The sequence below is a fragment of the Uniformispora flossi genome, from assembly GCF_049534875.1.
Classification (GTDB): domain Bacteria; phylum Actinomycetota; class Actinomycetes; order Streptomycetales; family Streptomycetaceae; genus Yinghuangia; species Yinghuangia aomiensis.
On sequence record NZ_JBMULZ010000023.1, the window covers coordinates 1 to 22339 of the forward strand.

Consider the following 22339-nt stretch of genomic DNA (forward strand, 5'->3'; position numbering starts at 1 on the left):
ACGCCTGGTGCGGGACGGAATGTGGGATGCGCGTGTGCGCAAACAGGCGCACCGGCTCGGCATGCCGGTGATCTCCGTCGACGGCACCCGATCGGTGGCGGCGACGGCCGCGGAAGTGGCGGAACACCTGGACCTGGGCCCGGCGCACGGCCCGCGCGACTCGGGGCACGGCGGGCACTAGGGGGTGTCTGGCGGAAAAGCACATCCCGGGCGGCGGCAGGGGGGGTAGCCGCCGCCCGGGACCCGATACCGCCACGGGGGGCGTATCGGCCGGACACGTGGCACGCCTAGGGGGGAGTTGGGCGTACCTGCGTCCGGGGAGCGCGGTGGTCACGGTGCGTTGCGCACGCGACCACGAATCGGTGGAGCAAGTCGCGAATGCCCCCTATGCACGACAACATACCGTGCGGGGTGCTTGGATCCCGTGACGGCGCGCGGTGTTGCCGCCGAAGCGCGGCAATCGCGCAGGGCCGCCCGGCCTACCGGAATTCCCATGACCCACCCCCGGGCTGCCGCGGGCCCCCGCCGCGTTGCAGCACCCCGTCAGCCTGGCAGACGGCCCCTCGGGCGGGCATCCCACGCGTGGAGTATCCGTACCGCAGATGTCTCGTTCTGGCGGAGGACCGAAGCCCTCGCCGGGTGCGCCCGACCCCGCTGTTCCACCAGGAAACATGGTTGGAGCGTCCGGTTACCATTAGCTTATGGAAGCGACGATTCTCCCGGCCGCCGGCGGCAGCGGCGCCCCCGCCTTGGGCGAACCGCTGCCGGTCGAGTTCGGGAACACGTGGTACGCGGTGCGCGGCACGCAAGGCGGCCACCGCGATGCGCTCGCTACCGCCGAATCCCTCGCCGCCTGGCTCGCGGAGCATGCCGCGGCCTTCCCGGACGGCGTCGCCGACGCCGCGCTGGCCGGACTCGCCGCCGCCGACGTGCCGCGGTACGCCGCGCTGCGCGACGCGATCCGCAGCCTGTCCCGCAGCGTCGTCGAGGGCGCCGCCCCCGACCCGCACGCGATCGCGGTGCTCAACGACGCGGCCGCGGCCGCGCCGCGCGTGCCGCGGCTCTCCGCCGGCCCGGGCGGGGCGCTGACCGCGGTCGAGGTCGCCGCACCGCATCCGCTGGCCGCGCTGTCCACCCTCGCCGCCGACGCGATCGCGCTGTTCGGCGGCGGCGAACGCGCCCGGCTCCGCGCCTGCGGCGGGCCGGGCTGCGTGCTCTTCTACGTCAAAACCCATCCGCGGCGCGGCTGGTGCTCGGCCGGCTGCGGCAACCGGGCCCGCGTCGCCCGCTACCACGAGCGGCACAAGGAGCAGTCGTAACGCGGATCTGCCCGCGGCCGGGGGCAACCCCTAGGCCGGGCGCGGTGTGTTGAGTTCCTCCGCGTTGCGGCCCATGATCTTGGCGCGGGTCTCCGTGTCGAAGTCCTTGACCTCGGTCTCGTAGTCCAGCGGGTTCGGCAGCGCCTCGATGTGCGGCCAGTCGGAGCCGAAGACGACCCGGTCGGCGCCCATGAGTTCGACCGTCTCGTGGACGTCGTCCTCCCAGAACGGGTTGATCCAGATGTGGCGCTTGAACGTCTCGACCGGGTCCTCGGGGAATAGGCCCGGCACCTTGCGGTTGACCGAGCGCAGCTTGCGGAACAGGTCGCCGAGGAACTCCGAGCCGTTCTCCACCGACACCACGCGCACGTTGGGGAAGCGGTGGAAGACCCGGTCGAGGATCAGCGACGCGAGGAAGTCGTAGATCGGGCGCTCCATCGTCCACAGCATGGTGACCGACGGCTTGCCGTGCCCCTTGAAGTCGGTGGACAGGCCTTGCTTGCGGCTGTAGCCGTTGGCCGAGTAGCCGCTGTCGCCCGCATGCACGACGACCGGGATGCCGGCTTCGTTGACCCGCGCCCAGAACGGGTCGAACACCGGGTCGCCCGGGGTGAAGGGCCCGTCGGCGGTGGTCGGCGCCGCCGGGCGCATGCACACCACGCGGCAGCCGTTCTCCAGCGCGCGGTCCAGGTCGGCGAGGGCGGTGTCCAGATCGGCCAGCGCGATGTACGGCGCGGCGAAGATCCGGTCCTGGTAATTCCAGCCCCAGTCCTCCTCCAACCAGCGGTTGAAGGAGCGGAAGAGGTGGCCGACGGCCTTGGGGTCGTGCTTGAGCGCGTCCTCGTAGATCATCCCGAGGGTCGGGAACAGCCAGGTCTTGTCGAGGCCTTGGGTGTCCATCACCTGCACGCGCGCGGCCGGGTCGCGGTATTCGGGGCGGATCGGCTCGCGTTCGCGGAGGAACTCCAGCGGGTTGCGGCCGTCCGGGTTGCCGCGGAAGTACTCGGCCATCGCGCCGGCCTTGGCGATCGGGTCGAACGTCGGGTTCACCACGGCGTGGTTCACCCTGCCGCCGATCACGTGGTACTGGCGCCCGTTGATCTCGCACCACTGGATGACGCTGCCGCCGAGGCGCGGGTCAAGGTGGCGGGTGAACGCGTCGAGCGCCTCGTAATAATGGTTGTCTGCGTCAAAGATGATGCCCATGCCGGTCATTGTGCGGCGAAGGGGTGGCCGAAACAAGGTAAGGGTGTCTGTCTTTTCTACGACTCCGGGACCGGGTGCTTCACCGCGTTCTTGACCATCTTGTCGCGCAGCGCCTGCGCGAGATCGACGCCCAGGCTGTCGCACACGTTCAGCAAGTACGCGAACACGTCGGCCACCTCCTCGCGCACGTGCTCGGCCGTCTCCGGATCGTCCATCACGTTCGCCGCCTGCTCCGGCGTGAGCCACTGGAAGATCTCCACCAGCTCGGCAGCCTCCACGCTCAACGCCATGACCAGGTTCTTCGGCGAGTGGTACGGCTCCCACCCGCGCTCCGCGGTGAAGTCGCGCAAGGCCCCGGTCAACTCCGTGATGGCGTCCATGCGCCCCAGTCTGCCGCGCGTGTGCCGACGCCACGGTGTCGGTGGGCCGGGGGACAATAGGGCGGTCGGACGTGCGCACACGCGTGGACAGCAGCGGACAACACCAGCGGAAAGGTCGGTCACGGTCGCATGAGGGTCGCCACCTGGAACATCAACTCGGTCGGGGCCCGGCTGCCGCGGCTCCTCGAATGGCTCGAAGGCAGCGCGCCCGACGTGCTGTGCCTCCAGGAGCTGAAGTGCACCGCGGACGCGTTCCCCTACGAGGCGGTGCGCGATCTGGGCTACGAGACCGAGGCGCACGGCGACGGCCGGTGGAACGGCGTCGCCATCCTGTCCAAGGTCGGCATCACCGACGTGGTGCGCGGCCTCGACGCCGGCCCCGCCTACGAGGACGTCCAGGAGCCGCGCGCGATCTCCGCGACCTGCGGCCCGGTACGCGTCTGGTCGGTCTACGTGCCCAACGGCCGCGAGGTCGGGCACGCGCACTACCAGTACAAGCTCGACTGGCTCGCCGCCCTCAAGACCGCCGTCGCCGACGACGCGGCCGGCGAGCGCCCGTTCGCGGTGCTCGGCGACTTCAACGTCGCCCCCACCGACCGGGACGTGTGGGACATCAAGCTGTTCGACGGCGCCACCCACGTCAGCGCCGCCGAACGCACCGCGCTCGCCGAACTGGAGAAGACCGGCCTGACCGAGGTCATGCCGCGCGCCCTCAAGTACGACGTGCCGTTCACGTTCTGGGACTACCGCGAACTCGGCTTCCAGAAGAACAAGGGCATGCGCATCGACCTGGTGCTCGGCAACGCCGGCTTCACCGGCGCGGTCACCGACGCCTACGCCGACCGCGAAGCCCGCCGCGGCAAGGGCACCTCCGACCACGCCCCGGTCGTGGTCGACCTGGACCTCTGACCCCGCCGACCCCTTCGACGCCACCGCCCCCTCCGACCCCTTTGCCGCAGGGGGGAACAGCAAGCGGCCGCGGCCCGACCTTCCGGTCGGGACCGCGGCCGCACGTGCCGTGGGTCGGCTCAGAGATACATGCCGTCGCCGATCGGCGGCCGGTGCGCCTCCACCGGCGACCCGCCGTTCTTCAGCGCGTACAGCTCGGCCAGCGTCGCCGACCCGCCCACGCCCTGGGACGTGCCCAGCCACGAGGACGCCTCGGAGTAGTCGAGCGGCCCCACCTCGATCTGCGCCAGGCACCGGCCCGGCCGCACCACCGCCGGATGCAGCGCACCCAGCGACTCGTTCGTGGTGATCGCCACCAGCACGTTCCGGCCCTGCCCGAGCAGCCCGTCGGTCAGGTTCAGCAGCCGGGACAGCGCCTGCCCCGTCGACCGCTTCGCCTCGCCGCGGATCAGCTCGTCGCAGTCCTCCAGCACCAGCAGCCGCCACTTGTTCTGCTCGGCATCGTCCTCCTCACCGGTCCGGCCGATCGCCACATCCATCAGATAGCCGGTGTCGCCGAACAGCGCCTCGGGATCCAGCACGCAGTCCACCCGGCACCAATCCCGCCACTCGCGCGCCAGCGACCTCAGGACCGTCGTCTTGCCGGTACCCGGCGGACCGTGCAGCAGGATCAGCCGCCCCGCCACGTCGTCCCGGCCCACCGCCATGAGCTTGTCGAACGCGGACGCCGTCGCCCCCGCGTAGTTCCGCCGGATGGAATCCCACGGCGCCGCGGCGATCGACCGCGTCGTCCGGTACGGGCCGCGCCGCGCCGAGTGGTACCAGAAGCCCATCGGCACCGCCTCGTCCTGCGGCTCCGGATCGGCCTTGGCGTGCTTGACCGCCTTCTTCAGCACCGCGCGCCCGGTCTTGGCGTCTTCCGCGGTCACCGTCACCTCGCCGCCGCCGCTGCGCCACACCACGGCACGCAGCGTCCAGCCTTCGCCCGCGGCCAGCGTGGACTGCCGGTCGTCCTCCTCCGCGGAACGCAGGACCTTCGCGCCGCGCGGCACCAGCTTGGCGCCCGGGCGGATCCGGTCGAGGCGCACGGTACTCGCCCACGGCTGGCGGCCCGAGACGAACTCGGCCAGCGTGAGGGCGTCGATCACGTCGTAGGGAGTGTCCGAATCGTCGAGGCCCAGGGCATACGGCAAGGTCCGGGACGGGTCGAGGGGGGCCGCGGGATCCCGCGGCTTGCGTCCGCCGGGTTCGGCGGACTCCACCCCATGGATCCGGGCCGGCATCTGACGGGGCATGGACATGCATCGATCATCCGTGCCTCCGGGGCGCACGTATAGCGGTTTTGCGGAAAACCGCCGTCCAAGCGCTCCGGAAGCGGTTCGCTACGCCTCCGCGAACTCGGCCCGCAGCGCCGTCACCGCGGCCGCCAGCGCGGCGTCGTGGCCCAGCCCCAACCGGCGGGTCTTCCGCGCGAATTCGGCCGCCGCGGCGGCCGCCTCGCGGTGCGCGGTGTCGCCGACCGCGGCGACGAACGTGCCGTTGCGGCCCCGCGTCTCGACCACGCCGTCGGCCTCCAACTCGCGGTAGGCGCGCGCGACCGTGTTGACCGCGAGGCCGAGTTCCGCGGCAAGTGCGCGCACCGTCGGGAGCTTCGTGCCGGTCGGCAGCGCGCCGCCCCGCGCCTGCTCCGCGATCTGCTCCCTGACCTGCTCGAACGGCGGTGTCGCGGAGTGCGGGTCGAGGGTGATCTCCATGCCCGCAAGTCTGACGCACCGCGCGCGCTGCCACCCGGGTGCGGAACGGACCGGCGCGTCGGATCCGCGGTCCGCCCCGTGTCCGCCGCCCCCGTGGAATCGTTTCCGTTGGTACCGATACGCGGACGACCAGCAACCGGGCAAGGGGATGACACGCGCATGACCACCGCCGCCGACCACCGCGAGCACACCCACCACCAGCACGTGCACGGCGAAGGCTGCGGCCACGTCTCCGTGCCGCACGGCGACCACATCGACTACGTGCACGACGGCCATATCCATCGGGTGCACGACGGCCACGTCGACGAATGCACCACCGGCGACCACCAGGTCCACGACGGGCACCACCACACGCACGGCGAAGGCTGCGGCCACGTCGCCGTGCCGCACGACGACCACGTCGACTACATCCACGACGGGCACCGCCACGCCGCCCACGGCGACCACTGGGACGACCACTAGTTCCTGCCCGAGTGCTGCGCGACCGGCTGCCCCGGGCATCGGAACGCCGCACGGGCCGGCTGTCCAGTCCGTTCCCCCGACCGCGTAATCCGTTCGCGGGGAGGCGAACCCCGCGAACCAGGCCGTCCGAGGGGGCAGTCTCGGCACATGGACATTCTGGTGATCGGCGGCTCGGTCTTCGTCGGCCGGGCCCTCGCCGAAACGGCGCTCGCCCGCGGCCACTCCGTCACGACGTTCAACCGCGGCCGCACGGGCACCGACGTGCCCGGCACGGAAAACGTCCGCGGCGACCGGACGGACAAGGACGCCCTCGCGCGGCTCGCCGAGGGCCGCACCTGGGACGCCGTCGTCGACGTGTGCGGCTTCAGTCCGCGCGTCGTCGGCGACGCGGTCCGGGCCCTCGACGGACATGCGGACACGTACGCGTTCATCTCCAGCATCTCCGCCTACCCGGACTGGCCGGGGGCCCGCGTCGACGAGAACTCCCCGCGCTTTCCGTGCCCGCCCGACGCCGAAGCGGGCGACGGCAGCTACGGCGCCCTCAAAGCCGGCTGCGAACGCGCCGTCGAAACCGGCTTCGGCGGCCGTGTCCTCGTCGTCCAACCCGGCCTCATCCTCGGCCCCTACGAGAATGTGGGCCGTCTGCCGTGGTGGCTGCGGCGCATGGCCGCCGGCGGACGCGTCCTCGCCCCCGGCGCCCCCGACCGGCCGATGCAGGTCATCGACGTGCGCGACCTCGCCGCATTCGTCCTCGACGCCGTCGAGGCGGGAAAGACCGGCCGCTACCTGGCCGGCGGCACACCCGACAACACCACCGTCGGGGAATTCCTCGACGCCTGCGTCCGAGCCGCCGGATCGGATGCCGAACTCGTGTGGGTCGACGACCAATTCCTCCTCGACCACGACGTCGCCCCGTGGACCGAACTGCCCCTGTGGGCACCGCTCACCGACGACCTCGCCGGAGTGTGGCTGTCCGACTCCTCCAAAGCCGCCGCCGAGGGCATGACCTGCCGCCCCGTCCCGGAAACCGTCGCCGACACCTGGGCCTGGTACGAAGCCGCCGGACTGCCCGCCGAACTCCCGAGCTACGCCACCCATGCCGGCAGCCAAGGCATCGACCCGGACAAGGAACGGCGCATCCTCGCCGCCTGGGACGCCCGCTGACCCGCCGTTTCCCGGGCCGCCGACCGGCCCGGGAAACGGCCGTCCGCCTCGGTTCCCGCCCGGCGGCCGGGCGCCGCGTAGGGTGACGCCGTGCGCCCGATACGAGCAGTCCGCGGCCTCCCCGGCCGACTGCCCGCACGGGTCTTCGGCCTGCCCGGCGTGGACTTCGCCCTCGCCTTGGCCATGCTGCCCGTGCAACTCGTCGGCGTGTTCATCGTGTCCGTGCCCGTGTACGTCCTCGACACCGGCGGCGGACCCCCGAAACGCCTCGAAGGCACCGAAGTCGACTGGCTCGCCTACTTGCTGCTCGTCGGCGCCGCACTGACCCTCGCCCTCCGCACCCGGGCGCCCCGGCCCGCCCTCATCGCGGAAAGCGGCATCCTCGCCGCCTACCTGGCCCGCGGCTACCCCGTCGGCCCGATCGTCCTGCCGGTCATGCTGTGCCTCTACAGCACTGCCGTCGCCGGACGCCGCCGCCAAACCACGCTCGCCGCGCTCGCGTTCGTCGCCGCCGCCTGCGGCCTGTGGGTGCCGCGCATCGCCCGCATCCTCGACACCGCACCCACGTTCGTCGGCACCGTCACCGTCTTCTACGCCGTCGTCCTCGCGATCTTCGGCGGCCCCGTGCTGTTCGGCGAACTCGTCCGGTTCCGCCGCGAAGCCGACGAAGCCCGCGTCGCCCAGGCCATCCGCGACGCGGAACGCCGGGTCGCCGACGAACGCCTCCGCATCGCCCGCGAACTGCACGACGTCGTCGCGCACAGCATGGCCGGCATCGCCGTCCAAGCCGCCGCCACCCTGCGCATGCTCGGCGACCCCGACCCCGAAGTCCGCGACTCCCTCACCGCGATCCGCACCGCCAGCCGCGAAGCCCTCGGCGAACTCCGCGCCACCGTCGGCATGCTCCGGGACAGCGGCCTCACCGAAACCGACGGCTTGGAACGCCTCGACACGCTGATAGCCGCCGTCCGCAAAGCCGGCGTCCCCGTCGACCTCGAACGCACCGGCACCGAAGTCCCGCTGGCCGCACCCACCGGCCACGCCGCCTACCGCATCGTCCAGGAATCCCTCACCAACGTGCTGCGGCACGCCGGGCGGGGTGCGACCGCGCAGGTGAAGGTCGCGTACGGTGAGAACGAACTGCTGCTCGAAGTCGTCGACGACGGCCGCGGACCGGCCGGACTCCCCGGCTCCGGGCACGGCCTGTCCGGCATGCGCGAACGCGCCGAAGCGGTCGGCGGCACCGTCGCCGCGGGAGCCGCCGGACCGGACCGCGCCGGGTTCCGGGTCTCCGCCCGCCTCCCGATCGCCGCCGCCGGGTGACCGGACCGCGGGTGCGGATTGCCCAGGCCTGCAGGGGGCTGCCTGGAACTGCACAGGACTGCACAGGACTGCACCAACCGCATCGGACGGGATCGCACGGGACGGGACGGGATCGCACGGGACCGGACGGGATCGGGTCGAAGGGGCTGAGGAGGCCGTGGTCATCCGCATCGGGCTCGCCGACGACCAGGCGCTGGTCCGCACCGGCTTCCGCGCCCTGCTCGGCACCGAACCCGACTTCGCGGTGGTCGGCGAGGCCGCGGACGGCGGCGCCGCCGTGGAACTCGCCCGCGAGCGGCGCCCCGACGTCCTCCTCATGGACATCCGCATGCCCGACGTCGACGGCCTCACCGCGACCCGCCGCATCGTCGGCGACCCCGAACTCGCCGGAGTCCGCGTCGTCATCCTCACCACCTACGCCGAAGACGCCAACGTGTACGGCGCGCTCCGCGCGGGCGCCAGCGGCTTCCTCGTCAAAGACGCCGAGGTCGAGGAACTCGTGCAGGCCATCCGCGTGGTCGCCCGCGGCGACGCGCTGCTGTCGCCCGCGATCACCCGGCAGGTCATCGCCATGTTCGCGCGCAGCGACGTCCGGCCCGACGCCCCCGCCGCCGCCGGGACCGCGCCCGACACCCGTCCGGACGTGCGCCTGGACACGCTGACCGACCGCGAACGCGAAGTCCTCGCCGCGGTCGCCGCCGGACTGTCCAACGAGGAGATCGCCCAGCACCTCGGCATGAGCAAATACACCGTCAAGACGCACCTGAGCCGCATGCTCGCCAAACTCGCGGTCCGCGACCGGGCGCAACTGGTGATCGCCGCTTACGAGACCGGCTTCGTCCGCCCCGGCGGCACGTGAGCGGCCGGGCGGAGGGGACGCGTAATGCCCGCGCCGTAGTTCTCGCGCCGTACCCCGCGCCCCGGTACCCCGCGCGGCGCAGCCCCGGAACCCTCCGCACGGGCGACGCACCGCGCCCGGCGGCGCGGAAGGATCACGGAATCCGGCCCGGCGTCCCGGCCGCCGGCCGCCGACCGCCCCACGGCGAGAAGGGTGAGCGCCCGCCATGCGCCTCGACGACATCCTCCCCGAATGGCACTACCGGGAGCGGCACGTCATCGAAATCGACGCCCCCGCCGACGTGGTCTTCCGCGCCGTCGCGGACGTCACCTGGCACGAGGTGCCGGTGTTCCGCACCCTCATGGGCCTACGCCGCGGCCGCACCCCGCAAGCGCAGGCGTGCATTCTGGCGAGCATGGCGGACGGCGGTTTCACCGTGCTCGACCGGCTCGGCAACGAACTCGTCCTCGGCACCCTCAGCCGCACCCGGTTCCGCGGCGCCGCACCGCTCCCGGCCGGGGAACCCGCGGACGGGTTCCGCGGCTTCGCCGACCCCGGGCACTGGAAGATCGCGGTGAACTTCCACCGGCGCGGCTCCACGGTGTCCACCGAAACGCGCGTGTGGGCGACCGATGAACGGGCCCGGCGCGCGTTCCGCCCCTACTGGCTGGCGGTCCGCGGCCCCAGCGGCATGATCCGCCGCGTGTGGCTGCGGGCGGTACGCGAACGCGCGCACAACGAACCGGTGTTCCTGTGAGGGTTCCTGCGGCGCAGCGCCCCGGCATACGGGCGGCGGGTGGTCAGGCAGTGGCGTACACCTTCTCCACGAACTCGGCGATCTGCCGGTCGGTGACGTTCCGCGCCAGGTCGGCTTCGGTGATCATGCCGCACAGTTTGTGCCCGTCCGCGGTGTCGATGACCGGGATACGGCGGATCTGGTGCCGCTCCATCATGTCGAGCACGTCGGTCACGTCGGCGTCGGCGTCGCACCAGTACAGCTCGCCGCTCAGTTCCCCGGCCTTCGTGGTTGCCGCATCGTGTCCTTCGGCGCAGCAGTACAGCATGATGTCGCGGTCGGTGATCAGGCCCTTGAGCCGCTCGTCGGTGCCGCAGATCGGCACACAACCGACGTCCAGATCCCGCATCATGCGGGCGGCGTCCTGCAGCGAGGCGTCTTCCTTCACGCATTCGGCACCGGCGTGCATGACATCGCGGGCTTTGAGGTTGGTGGTGTCCATGAGAGGCGGTCCCTTCGGAGGAACGGCCGGGGCTCTCCGGTCACAGCAGGGCGCCGTGACAAACGCCACGCGGCCTCTTCCAGCCTAGGCCGAACCGGGCAATCCGCCTGATATGCGCCGACGGGTCGGCGTGCCGGACAACGGCCGGACAGGCCTTGGCAAAGATTTGTCGGACCGGCGGGAACTCGGCAACAACGCCACGCGTCATGGGTGTCACCGAGTGCAGTGTGTGCTGAGTGCCCCCGGCAGGAATCGAACCTGCGACCAAGTGCTTAGAAGGCACCTGCTCTGTCCGCTGAGCTACGGGGGCGGGGCGAGAGGATCATGCACGGGATCCGGCCGCGGCACAACACAATAGAGGCGCGTCCCCGTAGTGCTGCCCGCGCCGCATCGACCGTTACCTGATCAGACGCAGTTGGCGGCCAGAATGTGATCAGACGGGAGCATGGTTCCCGGCAAATCGGACAGATGGGTTCGGCGGGCAGTTGCCGTGTCCGCCGCGAGGCCACCGGCGAGACGGCGAGGACGTACGGACATGACGGGCACCACCACCAAGCCGCTGCGCGCGGCACTCCTAGGGTACGGACTCGGCGGGGCCGCGTTCCACGCCCCGTTCCTCGCCGCCCTGCCGGACTTCGACCTGGCCGCCGTGGTCACCGGCAACCCGGAGCGCGCCGCCGAGGTCCGCCGCCGGTACCCGGACACCGACGTCGTCGCCTCCGCCGCGGAGCTGTTCGGCCGGGCCGCCGACTTCGACCTCGCCGTGGTCACCGTGCCCAACCGTTTCCACGCCCCGCTCGCCCGCGAAGCCCTCGACGTCGGCCTGCACGTCGTCGTCGACAAGCCGTTCGCGGGCACCGCGGCCGACGGCCGCGACCTCGCCGCCCTGGCCGCGGCCCGCGACCGGCTGCTGTGCGTCTTCCAGAACCGCCGCTGGGACGGCGACTTCCGGACACTGCGCGGCCTGATCGACCGCGGCGACCTCGGCGACGTCCTGCGTTTCGAATCCCGCTTCGAACGCTGGCGCCCCGAAGCCGCCCTCGACGCGTGGAAAGAGGACACCGACCCGGCGGCCCTCGGCGGCATCCTCTACGACCTCGGCAGCCATCTGATCGACCAGGCCGTCGCCCTGTTCGGCAGGCCGCTCTCCGTCTACGCCGAACTCGAACGGCGCCGCCCGGGCGTCGGCGTCGACGACGACACCTTCATCGCGCTGTCCCACGCCGGCGGCGAACGCTCCCACCTGTGGACGAGCGCCGTCGCCGCCGACCTCGGGCCGCGCCTGCGCGTCCTCGGCAGTAAAGCCGCCTATGTGAAGTACGGCCTCGACGTCCAGGAAGCCGCCCTCCGCGCGGGTACCGCGGCCGCGGGCCCGGACTGGGGCACGGAAGAACCGGGCGCGTGGGGCCGCATCGGCACCCCCGGCGAAACCGTGCCCGTGCCCACACTCCCCGGCGCCTACCAGGACTTCTACACCGGCATCGCCGCCGCGATCCGCGACGGCGCCCCGCCGCCCGTACCGCTCACGGAATCGATCGCCGTCCTGGAGGTGATCGAAGCCGCGCAGCGGTCGGCGCGGGAGAGGACGGCAGTGGAGTTGTAGGGCGGGGTGGGGTGCCTGGGACTTGCCGGGGCCCTGGGTGCGGGTGGTCGGGGCCGCTCCGGGTCTGGGGTGCACCGTCCGGCGGGGGCCCGCGATGTTCGGTCGCGCCGGGTCCGGCGCCGGCGACCGGCCCGCACGACTTCGTCGACTCTTGTTGTTCGCGTGATCGTCACCGGAACGGATGGGTGATTTTCCCGTAGATCGGGGGATTGTTCCCCTCGTGGTGATGGCGCGGTGATCCCGGGAAGCGGCGGACTGCCGGGTGCGGCGGCGTGGGTGCGGGACGCGGCCGCCGGCGTACGGCTCCCGCTCGACCTGCCGGGGGCCGACGAAGCGCGGCGTACCCGGCGGGAACTCGTCGCCCAGCTCGACGACTACGTGCTCCCGCGCCTGCGGCACCCGGACGCGCCGCTCGTCGCGGCGTTCGTCGGCTCCACCGGCACCGGGCGCTCCACCCTCGTCAACGCGCTGACCCGCCGCGTCGTCAGCCCGCACGGCGTCCTCCGCCCGACCACCCACGTCCCCGTTCTGGTGTGCCGGGCCGCCGACCGGCACTGGTTCGCGGGCGCCCGCATGCTGCCCGGGCTGCGGCGGATCGCCCCGGGCCCGCGCGGCGGGGCCGCGGAACCCGCGCTCGTCCTGCAGATCGACGAACGGGTGCCCGCCGGAATGGCGCTCCTCGACGTCCCGGACCCGGCGTCGGTGGCCGCCGTCGGCGACGACCTGGCCGTGCGGCACATCGCCGCGGCCGACATCTGGGTGTTCACCACCACCGCGGAACGCTACGCGGACGCCGTCCCGTGGCACCTGCTGCGGGTGGCGCGCGAGCGCGACGTCGAACTCGCCGTCGTCCTCAACCGCGTGCCCGCCGACGATCTCCCCGAAGTGCAGAGCTATTTCGCGGCCCTGCTGCGCGGTGCCGGGCTCGGCGCCGCGCCCGTCTTCCCGGTGCCCGAGACCGACCTCGCGTACGGACTGCTCGCCCGCGACGTCATCGCGCCGCTGCGCGCCTGGCTGTTCGACCGGGCCACCGACCCCGCGATGCGCGGCGCCGTCGCCCGGCGCACGCTCGGCGGCGCGCTCGGGAGCGTGCCCCGGCGGGCCCGGGTCGTCGGACGCGCCGCGCTGCGGCAGCACGACGCGGCGGGGGCGCTGGCGACGTGCGTGACCCGCACGTACTCGGCCGCGGTCCGGCAGGTCGCCGCGGAACTCGCCGGCGGCGCGGTCTTCGGCGGCGAACTGGCCGCCGCGTGGGAACGCTGGGCCGCCGCCGGGCTGCCGACCGACGGGGCGCGGCGGATCGAGGACGCGGTCGTGACGTCGGTGGGGCGGCTGGTGCAGGACGTCGTGGAAGGGGCCGCGGAGCACACGGCGGATTGCTGGGCGGGACGGCCCGGGGGTGAGGCACTGGGCCCCGGGGGCCGGGCACGGGACGGGGTGCCCGCCTCCGGCCCGGCGCTCGCGGGCCTCGTCGCCGCGGGCCCCGGTCCCGCCGCCCTCGCCGCCGCGGCGGCCGAAGCCTGGCGGACCGCCGTCCTCGACGGGCTTCCCGAGGGCACCGGCGACACCGGACGCGCCCTCGCCCTGCTGCTCGTCGCCGCGGTGACCCCCGAAGACCGCCCCGCCGGCGCCGCCGCGCGGGCCGCGCTGGGCCCGGGGGTGCCCGCGGCGCGCGGCAGCCGCGGACGGGCGCCGGGGCGCGCGGCGGACCTCGCCGGGCTGGTCGCGGCCGCGTCCGAGGACCTGCGCGTCCGTGCGGAAACCGTGGTGAACACCGAACGCGAACGGCACGCGGCGGCCGTCGCCGCGCTGCGCACCGATCCCGGGCAGGCGCTCGACCAGGCCGTCGAGGAACTGGGGCGGAGCGGATGAACACGGTGCACGACCGGTTCGTCGGCGCGTACCCCGGACACGCGTACGGCACCGAGGAAGAACCCACCCGGCTGCTCGCCCGGTTGTCGGCGCTCGACCGGATGGCGGAAGCCGCCGCGGGCCGATTGCCGGACGAACGCTTGTTCCCCGTAAGGGCGTTGCTGGACCATGCGGACGCCCGGCTGCGGACCGCACCGCGGCACAGCGCCGTCGTCATCGCCGGAGCCACCGGTGCGGGCAAGTCGTCGCTGTTCAACGCCCTCGTCGGGCTCGACCTGTCGCCGGTAGGCGTCCGGCGGCCCACCACCACCGGCGCGGTCTCGTGCGCGTGGGACCCGAACGGCGCCGGGCCGCTCCTCGACCTGCTCGGACTGCCGCGCGGACGGCGGATCCCGCGGCACGGCGTCCTCGACGACGCAGGACCGCTCCGCGACCCGGTGCTGTCCCGGCTCGTCCTCATCGACCTGCCCGACCACGACTCCGTCGAGACCGGCCACCGCGAGGAAGTCGACCGCTACGTCGCCGCGGCCGACCACCTCATCTGGGTACTCGACCCGCAGAAGTACGCCGACGCACTCGTGCACCACGCCTACCTGCGGCCCCTCGCCCAACACGCCGACGTGCTGACCGTCGTGCTCAACCAGACCGACCGGCTGCCCGGCCCGGACGCGGTCGCGCAGGTCACCGCCGACCTGCGGCGGATCCTCGCCGACGACGGGCTGGCCGACGTACGGCTCCTCGCCACCTCGGCCGCCACCGGCGACGGCGTGCGGGAGTTGCGGGACGCGGTCGCCGGCGTCGCCGCGTCGCGGCGCACCGCGCTGCTGCGGCTGTCCGCCGACCTCGACCACCTCACCGCGTCCTTCGACCCGCTCTTCACCGGCGTGGTCCCGGGGGCGGAGACCTTCGACCCGCCGGTGCGGGACCGCCTCGTGGACGGGATCGCGGGGGCGGCGGGGATCGGCGGCGCCGGCGGCGGGGGCACGGCCCATCCGATCCACGTCCACGAAATCGACCTGGCCGTGCGGCGCGCCGCCTCCGGCCTCGTCCGCGACCTGCCGCGCCCGTGGGCGGCCGGCGTACGGGAAGCCCTCGCGCACGGGGCACGCCGGGTGCCCGAGGCACTCCGCGCGGAACTCGCGACCCCGGCCGGGCCCGCGGCCGCGGTACCGGCACGGGTGCAGGCGGCGGCCGTGGCGTTGTGGGTCGGCGTGGCACTGACCGTGCTGGGCGTTGTGGGGATCGCGCTGGCCCTGGCCGACATCGAACCGATCGGGCGCGTGGACGGCTGGTATGCCGCGCTCGCCCCGCTCGCGGCGGGGGTGCTGCTCGCCCTCGGCGCGCTGTACGCGGGGGAGGCGTGGCGGTCCGAAGCCGACCGGGACCGGCGGATCGCCGCGGAACGCGAACTGCGGGCCCGGGTGGCCGGGGTCGCGGACGAGTACCTCGTCGACCCGGCGACGGTCGAGCTGGAGCGGTACCGCGAGGCGCACGCGTTCTTCGTGGCGGCACGGGAGCCGTTGCACGTGCACTGAGGTTCGGCCGGGAGTCGCCGTGTGTGCGCTGAGCACCGCGGCGGGAGCCTCTGCACGCCTTCTGAGAGCTACCCGAGGCGAGCCCGGCAATCCCTCGATCCGGTGATTCCGTTGTCCACAGGCCGGGGTTGTCCACAGCCTGAGCGCAGCGGGCCCCGGGCTTCCGGCCGCTTCCGGGATGGTGAACGCAGCGCACCCGCCACGCTCTCTTCCACCGCTTTCCGGAGGCCCGCCGTGTTCGACACCCAGGTCACCCTCGTCGGCAACGTCGTCAGCGACGTCCGCTCCGCCACCACCCTCAGCGGAATCCCGCTGGCCACCTTCCGCATGGCCGTCGCTCCGCGCCGCTACGACCGCGACACCAACCAATGGACCCAAGGCGAATCCACCTTCTACACCGTCGCCGCCTGGCGCCGCCTCGCCGAACACACCCTCTGCTCCATCGACAAAGGCGACCCCGTCGTCGTCACCGGCAAACTCCGCGCCCGCGCCTGGCAACGCGACGACCGCCGCCATACCAGCGTCGAAGTCGAAGCCACCGCCCTCGGCCACGACCTCACCCGCGGCACCTCGGTCTTCACCCGCACCCGCCGGCCCGACCCCGACGTGGAGGAGGAGTCGCTCACGGCCTCGGCGGCACTGGCGGTGATGCCCGCCACCGAACCCGCCGCGCCTTCGACCCGGGCCGCGTGAGGCGGCGCTCGAGAGGGAGGAGGCAATCAGGCCACCCGGAATCCGCGCCTCCGCCGGAGTAGTGGGGAATTCGGCTGCTCCTGACCCGCGTCGGCATGTGCCGAGCACGTGCCGCGCTTGTGCCGTCCGATGGGCCATTGGCCAACTCCCGGCGCAGGCCCGGGCGTTTCCGTGCGCGAACTGCCGGCCCGGGCGAAGTCCCCCCGGGTGCACGGAGATCACGTTGGCTGGTTTCCCGGTATTGCCAACTGGTTGGTGATGGAAAGGATGGCTGGCGGCCCGAACCGACGGGCACGCCACCGCCGGCCGTCCTTGCCGCGGTGTCGTCCAAGAACCACGCACCTTGGGCGGTGGAAGAAATCAACAGGAAGACCGGAGCCGGGTCGCTCGTCGCCTCGGCGCTCATTGCCGCATCGCTGTCACTTGCTTCACCGGGCGCCGTCTATGCGGCCACTGCGTCCGGCAACTCGTCGACCGGTGCCGGCCAGGGGCCCGTGCAGCCCGTCCGGCAGCCGTCCGCGGCGACCGCCGACGCTCCCCGGGCGTCGGTGCAGTTCCGCAACGCCCCCGACGGGGTCGTCAACACGCTCGACGTCGCGACGCCGACGGTCAGCCGCTCGGAGATCATCAGCCGGGCGAAGGTCTGGACCGACGCGGCTGTCCCGTACAACCAGTCCGCCTACCGCGACGGCTACCGCACGGACTGCTCGGGGTTCGTGTCGATGGCGTGGAAGCTCGGTGCGTCGCTCACCACCGACACGCTGCCCACGGTCGCGCACCCGATCGGCAAGGAGGAGCTCAAGCCCGGCGACGTCCTGCTCAACACGGCCACCGGTGACGACGGCCACGTCGTCATCTTCGAGAGCTGGGTGAACGAAGCACACACCGCCTACTCGGGTTACGAGGAGGCCGGGGGGTCGACCCACAAGGCCGTTCACCGCAATATCGACTACCCGTACTTCAGCGGACACGGCACCTTCACTCCCTACCGCTATAACAACGTCCAAGCGGGCCGGACCAACGACTTCAACGGGGACGGCCGCGCGGACCTGATCGCCCTGAACCCGGACGGTTCGATTTCCGTCGGGACGAATTTCGGTGACGGGTGGTCGGGTTATCAGGGTGTGAGTTCCGGCTGGGGCCCGTATACGGACCGCCTGGACTTCGCCGACTTCAACAACGACGGCTTGGCCGATCTGATCGCCCTGAATCCGGACGGCACGATTTCGGTGGGCCTGAACATGGGCAACGGAAACGGCTGGTCCGGCTACCACGAGGTCAGCTCCGGGTGGGGCACCTACGAAGGCCGTCTGAAGTTCGCCGACCTGAACAACGACGGCAAGGCGGACTTGATCGCCCTCAACGAGGACGGCTCGATCGACGTCGGTATCAATTTCGGTGACGGCTGGTCGAACTACCACGGCGTCTCGAGCGGCTGGGGCACGTACAAGGGCCGCTTGAACTTCGCGGACCTGAACGACGACGGCAAGGCCGACCTGATCGCGCTGAATGCCGACGGCTCGCTCACGGTCGGTATCAATTTCGGTGACGGCTGGTCGAACTACCACGGCGTCTCGAGCGGCTGGGGCACCTACGAGGACCGCTTGGACTTCGCCGACCTCGACGGCGACGGCAAGGCGGACCTGATCGCGCTGAACGAGGACGGCTCGATCAGCGTCGGCATCAACTTCGGCGACGGCTGGTCGAACTACCATGGCGTGTCCAGCGGCTGGGGCCCCTACAAGGGCCGCATCAACTTCGCCTGACAACCGAATTCCGCGACCTGGGAAGGTGCGGCGGCGCCCTGCCGCCGCACCTTCCGCGCGTATCGGATCTACGAGACTTGGAGTTTCCGTGGGTGGGTCTGCCCTGCGCCGCGCCGGATACGCCGGCGCCCTGTCCCTGGTTGTTTCGCTCGCCGCGCAATTCGCCGCGCCGGCCCAAGCCGCCTCGCTCGCTACCTGGGAGAAGCTCGCCCAGTGCGAGAGCAGTGGGGACTGGCAAAACCATACCGGTGAATTCCATGGTGGGTTGCAGTTCACACACAGCACGTGGATTGCGTACGGCGGTGGCGCCTACGCGTCCGACGCCGAGTTCGCCACGAAGGAGCAGCAGATACGTATCGGCGAAAAGGTCCTGGCCGGCCAGGGGGAGGGGGCCTGGCCGATTTGCGGGGCGAAGGTCGGACTCGGGGCGGATCACGCGGATCCGTTTCCCCCGGCACGCCGCACGAACGACTACAACGCCGACGGAAAGGCCGACCTGATCTCGTTGAACCCGGACGGGTCGATTTCCGTCGGAACGAATTTCGGCGACGGTTGGTCGGGTTATCAAGGTGTGAGTTCCGGCTGGGGTCCGTACACCGACCGCCTGGACTTCGCCGACTTCGACAACGACGGCAAGGCCGACCTGATCGCCTTGAACCCGGACGGGTCGATCTCGGTGGGCCTGAACAACGGGAACGGCACCGGCTGGTCCGGTTACCACTCGGTCAGCTCCGGGTGGGGAACGTACGAGGGCCGCCTGAAGTTCGCCGATCTGAACGACGACGGCAAGGCGGACTTGATCGCCCTCAACGAGGACGGCTCGATCACGGTCGGCATCAACTTCGGCGACGGCTGGTCGAACTACCACAATGTGTCGAGCGGCTGGGGCACGTACAAGGGCCGCTTGAACTTCGCGGACCTGAACGGCGACGGCAAGGCCGACCTGATCGCGCTGAATGCCAACGGTTCGCTCACGGTCGGTATCAATTTCGGTGACGGCTGGTCGAACTACCACGGCGTCTCGAGCGGCTGGGGCACCTACGAGGACCGCTTGGACTTCGCCGACCTCGACGGCGACGGCAAGGCGGACCTGATCGCGCTGAACGAGGACGGCTCGATCACGGTCGGCATCAACTTCGGCGACGGCTGGTCGAACTACCACAGCGTCTCCACCGGCTGGGGCCCTTACAAGGGCCGCATCAACTTCGCCTGAGCCCGGCGGCTGCGGGCCCGTGCCGATCCTCGGGCCCGCGGCCGACCCGCTCTCGACGCCCGCCCGCCCCGCGTCCGACCCGCGACCGGAATCGTCGTCCGGCCCCGCGGCGTAGGACACTCGTTCCGGAGCGGACAACCACAGACCCTAGGATCGGGAGCATGGCGGAGTACATTTACACGATGCGCAAGACGCGCAAGGCTCACGGCGACAAGGTCATTCTTGACGACGTGACCCTGTCGTTCCTGCCCGGCGCGAAGATCGGCGTCGTCGGCCCGAACGGCGCGGGCAAGTCGACCGTGCTCAAGATCATGGCGGGCTTGGAGCATCCCTCCAACGGCGACGCGTTCCTGGCACCCGGATACACGGTCGGCATGCTCCTTCAGGAGCCTCCGCTGAACGAGGAGAAGACCGTCCTGGAGAACGTCCAGGAAGGCGCCGAGGCCACCCTCGGCAAGCTCCGGCGGTTCAACGAGATCGCCGAGCTGATGGCGACGGACTACTCCGACGCGCTCATGGACGAAATGGGCAAGCTCCAGGAGGAGCTGGACCACGCCAACGCGTGGGACATCGACGCCCAGCTCGAACAGGCCATGGACGCGCTCGGCTGCCCCCCCGGCGACTGGGCGGTCACCAACCTCTCCGGCGGCGAGCGGCGCCGCGTGGCGCTGTGCAAGCTGCTCCTCGAAGCGCCCGACCTGCTGCTTCTCGACGAGCCCACCAACCACCTCGACGCCGAATCGGTGCAGTGGCTGGAGCAGCACCTGGAGAAGTACGCCGGCACCGTTGTCGCGGTCACCCACGACCGGTACTTCCTCGACAACGTCGCCCAGTGGATCCTCGAGCTGGACCGCGGCCGCGCCTTCCCGTACGAAGGCAACTACTCGACCTACCTCGAGACCAAGCAGTCCCGTCTCAAGGTCGAGGGCCAGAAGGACGCCAAGCGCGCCAAGCGGCTCAAGGAAGAACTCGAGTGGGTCCGCTCCAACGCGAAGGGCCGCCAGGCCAAGAGCAAGGCGCGCCTCGCCCGCTACGAGGAAATGGCGGCCGAAGCCGAGAAGATGCGGAAGCTGGACTTCGAGGAGATCCAGATCCCGCCGGGCCCGCGCCTGGGCAGTGTGGTCATCGAGGTCGACAACCTCAACAAGGCCTTCGGCGAGAAGGTCCTCGTCGACGACCTGTCGTTCACGCTGCCGCGCAACGGCATCGTCGGCGTCATCGGCCCGAACGGCGCCGGCAAGACCACCCTCTTCAAGATGCTCATCGGCCAGGAGCAGCCGGACTCCGGCGACGTCAAGGTCGGCGAAACCGTCAAGGTCTCCTACGTCGACCAGGGCCGCGCCAACATCGACCCGAAGAAGACGCTGTGGGAGGTCGTCTCCGACGGCCACGACTACATCAACGTCGGCCAGGTCGAAATGCCGTCGCGCGCCTACGTGTCCGCGTTCGGCTTCAAGGGCCCCGACCAGCAGAAGCCGGCCGGCGTCCTGTCCGGCGGCGAGCGCAACCGGCTCAACCTCGCGCTCACCCTCAAGATCGGCGGCAACCTGCTGCTCCTCGACGAACCGACCAACGACCTCGACGTCGAAACGCTGTCGTCGCTGGAGAACGCGCTCCTGGAGTTCCCGGGCTGCGCCGTGGTCGTCTCCCACGACCGGTGGTTCCTCGACCGGGTGGCGACGCACATCCTCGCCTACGAAGGCGAGTCGAAGTGGTTCTGGTTCGAGGGCAACTTCGAGTCGTACGAGAAGAACAAGGTCGAGCGGCTCGGCGCCGACGCCGCCCGCCCGCACCGCGCGACCTACAAGAAGCTGACGCGCGGCTGACCCGGCAGCAGTCTCCGCGGTTCCCCCGGCCGATCGCGGCCGGGGGCCCGCGGGCCGGCTCCGCCCGAGCCACCACAGAAAGGGCCGAACGTGGCCAGGCACGTGTACCAAGCCACCCTGCGGTGGTCCGATATGGACGCCTACCGGCACGTCAACAACGTGCAGTACCTGCGCTACCTCGAAGAAGCCCGCGTGGACATGATGTTCACCCTGGGCCAGCGCGAGGGCGCCAAAACGCTCGCCGAAGGCGTCGTGATCGCCCGGCACGAGATCGACTACCGGCGCCCGCTGGTCTGGCGCCCCGAACCGGTCCGCGTCGAAACGTGGGTGACCGAGATAAAGGCGGCCCGGTTCCAGCTGGGCTACGAAGTCCTCGACGACGACGGGGTGTACGCCCGCGCGACGTCGGTGCTCGTCCCCTACGACCTCACGGAGACGCGGCCGCGACGGCTCAACGCCGAGGAACGCGCGTACCTCGAACGCTTCCTGGAGTCCTGACCGCAGCATGACCGTGCCGCCCGTACTCCGCCTCGTCGACGGATCCGGAATCGCCGACCTGGCCGGATACCTCGTCCGCCTGCTGCGCTACGACCGCGCGGCAGCCGTCCACCTGCGCGCCGCGGGAGACGTGCTCGCCACATTCGGCCGCGTCCCGTTCGGCACCGGCACGGCCGGCGTCCTCGCACTGCGCACCAGCGCGCTCGCGGCACCCGCGCAGGTCGACGCGACGGTGTCGGCGGGGCAACTGCTCGACGCGCTCGCGAAGGCGGACGACGCGGCGACGGCCCGCCGCGCGGAGACCCCGCCTGTCGGCGACGTCGAAATCGCCCTCCCCGACGCGGTCACCGGCCCCCCGTGGACCGGTCTCCTCCCGCCCCGCACCGGCTGGTCCCGCGAGGCCTCCCTTCCGATCCCCGCGCTGGTCCACGAAGTCGCCGAAGCCGTCGGCCGTTTCCGCGCCCGCACCGAGGCGCTCCCCGCCCCGGACCGCACCCGCGCCGCCCTCGACCGCATCGCCGAGGACGTCTGGAGCAAGACCCTCCCCGGCGCCCCCGGCACCGGTCTCCCCCTCCGCGCCGCCCACGCCGCCGCCTCGCTCGGCTTCCTCGGCTCGGTCGACGCCGGCGCCGACGCCTCCGTCCACGCCGTCGGCGGCTGGCTCCGCCTCGACGGCCCCTTCGGCTCGGTCTTCGTCCGCCGCGCGGGCGGCTCGAGCCTGTTCATACCCCGGCGCTGAC

General features: G+C 71.8%; 21 protein-coding genes, 1 tRNA gene and 1 pseudogene. 17 read left to right on the top strand and 6 right to left on the bottom strand.

What is annotated here, in order from left to right; translation table 11 throughout:
• Positions 1 to 181: pseudogene (locus ACPA54_RS33760) on the top strand (hypothetical protein); the annotation flags it as partial.
• Between the two features lie 520 nt (positions 182 to 701).
• Entirely contained in the window at positions 702 to 1319 is a 618-nt protein-coding gene (locus ACPA54_RS33765) for a CGNR zinc finger domain-containing protein (RefSeq protein ID WP_423535582.1), read from the top strand.
• A gap of 30 nt (positions 1320 to 1349) precedes the next feature.
• Here ACPA54_RS33765 and ACPA54_RS33770 read toward each other — a convergent pair whose 3' ends face one another.
• Positions 1350 to 2525 (bottom strand): amidohydrolase family protein, encoded by a 1176-nt coding sequence (locus tag ACPA54_RS33770; protein ID WP_423535584.1) that lies wholly within the window; start codon positions 2523 to 2525, stop codon positions 1350 to 1352.
• A gap of 56 nt (positions 2526 to 2581) precedes the next feature.
• Positions 2582 to 2905 (bottom strand): nucleotide pyrophosphohydrolase, encoded by a 324-nt coding sequence (locus tag ACPA54_RS33775; protein WP_423535586.1) that lies wholly within the window; start codon positions 2903 to 2905, stop codon positions 2582 to 2584.
• A gap of 129 nt (positions 2906 to 3034) precedes the next feature.
• On the opposite strand from ACPA54_RS33775, the gene ACPA54_RS33780 reads away from it, so the two are divergent.
• Positions 3035 to 3814: an exodeoxyribonuclease III gene (locus ACPA54_RS33780; protein WP_423535588.1), complete on the top strand. Its 780-nt coding sequence runs from the start codon at positions 3035 to 3037 to the stop codon at positions 3812 to 3814.
• A 119-nt stretch (positions 3815 to 3933) separates the two neighbouring features.
• Here ACPA54_RS33780 and ACPA54_RS33785 read toward each other — a convergent pair whose 3' ends face one another.
• Together ACPA54_RS33785 and ACPA54_RS33790 are read right to left on the bottom strand one after the other, a co-directional pair.
• Positions 3934 to 5109, bottom strand: a complete 1176-nt coding sequence (locus tag ACPA54_RS33785) for a DUF5925 domain-containing protein (RefSeq protein ID WP_423535727.1) — start codon at positions 5107 to 5109, stop codon at positions 3934 to 3936.
• Between the two features lie 87 nt (positions 5110 to 5196).
• Positions 5197 to 5568, bottom strand: a complete 372-nt coding sequence (locus tag ACPA54_RS33790; protein WP_345676905.1) for a GntR family transcriptional regulator — start codon at positions 5566 to 5568, stop codon at positions 5197 to 5199.
• A gap of 159 nt (positions 5569 to 5727) precedes the next feature.
• Between ACPA54_RS33790 and ACPA54_RS33795 the strand changes: the two genes are divergently transcribed.
• From ACPA54_RS33795 to ACPA54_RS33815, 5 genes are all read left to right on the top strand, one after another.
• Entirely contained in the window at positions 5728 to 6030 is a 303-nt protein-coding gene (locus ACPA54_RS33795) for a hypothetical protein (protein WP_423535589.1), read from the top strand.
• Between the two features lie 147 nt (positions 6031 to 6177).
• Positions 6178 to 7194 (top strand): NAD-dependent epimerase/dehydratase family protein, encoded by a 1017-nt coding sequence (locus ACPA54_RS33800; RefSeq protein ID WP_423535591.1) that lies wholly within the window; start codon positions 6178 to 6180, stop codon positions 7192 to 7194.
• Between the two features lie 90 nt (positions 7195 to 7284).
• On the top strand, positions 7285 to 8517 hold the full coding sequence (locus ACPA54_RS33805; RefSeq protein ID WP_423535592.1) for a sensor histidine kinase: 1233 nt from the start codon (positions 7285 to 7287) through the stop codon (positions 8515 to 8517).
• 157 nt (positions 8518 to 8674) lie between these two features.
• Positions 8675 to 9376, top strand: coding sequence for a response regulator (locus ACPA54_RS33810; RefSeq protein ID WP_423535594.1), 702 nt, complete (start codon positions 8675 to 8677; stop codon positions 9374 to 9376).
• Positions 9377 to 9581: 205 nt separating this feature from the next.
• Positions 9582 to 10112 carry a hypothetical protein gene (locus ACPA54_RS33815; RefSeq protein WP_423535596.1) on the top strand — a complete coding sequence of 177 codons (531 nt, stop codon included), beginning with the start codon at positions 9582 to 9584 and terminating at the stop codon, positions 10110 to 10112.
• Positions 10113 to 10155: 43 nt separating this feature from the next.
• On the opposite strand, the gene ACPA54_RS33820 is transcribed toward ACPA54_RS33815, so the two are convergent.
• Complete coding sequence (locus tag ACPA54_RS33820) at positions 10156 to 10593, bottom strand: CBS domain-containing protein (protein WP_345676912.1); 438 nt, start codon at positions 10591 to 10593, stop codon at positions 10156 to 10158.
• Positions 10594 to 10830: 237 nt separating this feature from the next.
• Positions 10831 to 10903: transfer RNA gene (locus ACPA54_RS33825), tRNA-Arg, on the bottom strand.
• A 225-nt stretch (positions 10904 to 11128) separates the two neighbouring features.
• Here ACPA54_RS33825 and ACPA54_RS33830 point away from each other — a divergent pair.
• The 9 genes from ACPA54_RS33830 (at position 11129) to ACPA54_RS33870 (ending at position 22338) form a co-directional block, all read left to right on the top strand.
• Positions 11129 to 12196: a Gfo/Idh/MocA family protein gene (locus tag ACPA54_RS33830; protein WP_423535598.1), complete on the top strand. Its 1068-nt coding sequence runs from the start codon at positions 11129 to 11131 to the stop codon at positions 12194 to 12196.
• 234 nt (positions 12197 to 12430) lie between these two features.
• Positions 12431 to 14068, top strand: a complete 1638-nt coding sequence (locus ACPA54_RS33835; RefSeq protein WP_423535599.1) for an ATP-binding protein — start codon at positions 12431 to 12433, stop codon at positions 14066 to 14068.
• Positions 14065 to 15603 carry a GTPase gene (locus tag ACPA54_RS33840; RefSeq protein WP_423535601.1) on the top strand — a complete coding sequence of 513 codons (1539 nt, stop codon included), beginning with the start codon at positions 14065 to 14067 and terminating at the stop codon, positions 15601 to 15603. Before ACPA54_RS33835 ends, ACPA54_RS33840 begins: the two co-directional genes overlap by 4 nt.
• A 234-nt stretch (positions 15604 to 15837) precedes the next feature.
• Positions 15838 to 16296 (top strand): single-stranded DNA-binding protein, encoded by a 459-nt coding sequence (gene ssb, locus ACPA54_RS33845; protein WP_423535602.1) that lies wholly within the window; start codon positions 15838 to 15840, stop codon positions 16294 to 16296.
• Between the two features lie 350 nt (positions 16297 to 16646).
• On the top strand, positions 16647 to 18062 hold the full coding sequence (locus ACPA54_RS33850) for a C40 family peptidase (protein WP_423535604.1): 1416 nt from the start codon (positions 16647 to 16649) through the stop codon (positions 18060 to 18062).
• Positions 18010 to 19275 (top strand): FG-GAP-like repeat-containing protein, encoded by a 1266-nt coding sequence (locus ACPA54_RS33855; protein WP_423535606.1) that lies wholly within the window; start codon positions 18010 to 18012, stop codon positions 19273 to 19275. The genes ACPA54_RS33850 and ACPA54_RS33855 overlap by 53 nt, the downstream gene beginning before the upstream one ends.
• Positions 19276 to 19436: 161 nt before the next feature.
• Entirely contained in the window at positions 19437 to 21101 is a 1665-nt protein-coding gene (gene ettA, locus ACPA54_RS33860) for an energy-dependent translational throttle protein EttA (protein WP_423535608.1), read from the top strand.
• Positions 21102 to 21191: 90 nt separating this feature from the next.
• Positions 21192 to 21599: an acyl-CoA thioesterase gene (locus ACPA54_RS33865; RefSeq protein ID WP_345676919.1), complete on the top strand. Its 408-nt coding sequence runs from the start codon at positions 21192 to 21194 to the stop codon at positions 21597 to 21599.
• A 7-nt stretch (positions 21600 to 21606) separates the two neighbouring features.
• Positions 21607 to 22338 (top strand): DUF8185 domain-containing protein, encoded by a 732-nt coding sequence (locus tag ACPA54_RS33870; RefSeq protein ID WP_423535610.1) that lies wholly within the window; start codon positions 21607 to 21609, stop codon positions 22336 to 22338.
• Position 22339 lies beyond the last annotated feature (1 nt).

Excerpts from the sequence above, each read along its gene's own strand:
- ACPA54_RS33765 (WP_423535582.1), top strand. The coding sequence starts at position 702 with ATGGAAGCGACGATTCTCCCGGCCGCCGGCGGCAGCGGCGCCCCCGCC.
- ACPA54_RS33770 (WP_423535584.1), bottom strand. The coding sequence starts at position 2,525 with ATGGGCATCATCTTTGACGCAGACAACCATTATTACGAGGCGCTCGAC.
- ACPA54_RS33775 (WP_423535586.1), bottom strand. The coding sequence starts at position 2,905 with ATGGACGCCATCACGGAGTTGACCGGGGCCTTGCGCGACTTCACCGCG.
- ACPA54_RS33780 (WP_423535588.1), top strand. The coding sequence starts at position 3,035 with ATGAGGGTCGCCACCTGGAACATCAACTCGGTCGGGGCCCGGCTGCCG.
- ACPA54_RS33785 (WP_423535727.1), bottom strand. The coding sequence starts at position 5,109 with ATGCCCCGTCAGATGCCGGCCCGGATCCATGGGGTGGAGTCCGCCGAA.
- ACPA54_RS33790 (WP_345676905.1), bottom strand. The coding sequence starts at position 5,568 with ATGGAGATCACCCTCGACCCGCACTCCGCGACACCGCCGTTCGAGCAG.
- ACPA54_RS33795 (WP_423535589.1), top strand. The coding sequence starts at position 5,728 with ATGACCACCGCCGCCGACCACCGCGAGCACACCCACCACCAGCACGTG.
- ACPA54_RS33800 (WP_423535591.1), top strand. The coding sequence starts at position 6,178 with ATGGACATTCTGGTGATCGGCGGCTCGGTCTTCGTCGGCCGGGCCCTC.
- ACPA54_RS33815 (WP_423535596.1), top strand. The coding sequence starts at position 9,582 with ATGCGCCTCGACGACATCCTCCCCGAATGGCACTACCGGGAGCGGCAC.
- ACPA54_RS33820 (WP_345676912.1), bottom strand. The coding sequence starts at position 10,593 with ATGGACACCACCAACCTCAAAGCCCGCGATGTCATGCACGCCGGTGCC.
- ACPA54_RS33830 (WP_423535598.1), top strand. The coding sequence starts at position 11,129 with ATGACGGGCACCACCACCAAGCCGCTGCGCGCGGCACTCCTAGGGTAC.
- ACPA54_RS33840 (WP_423535601.1), top strand. The coding sequence starts at position 14,065 with ATGAACACGGTGCACGACCGGTTCGTCGGCGCGTACCCCGGACACGCG.
- ACPA54_RS33855 (WP_423535606.1), top strand. The coding sequence starts at position 18,010 with ATGGCGTGTCCAGCGGCTGGGGCCCCTACAAGGGCCGCATCAACTTCG.
- ettA (WP_423535608.1), top strand. The coding sequence starts at position 19,437 with ATGGCGGAGTACATTTACACGATGCGCAAGACGCGCAAGGCTCACGGC.
- ACPA54_RS33870 (WP_423535610.1), top strand. The coding sequence starts at position 21,607 with ATGACCGTGCCGCCCGTACTCCGCCTCGTCGACGGATCCGGAATCGCC.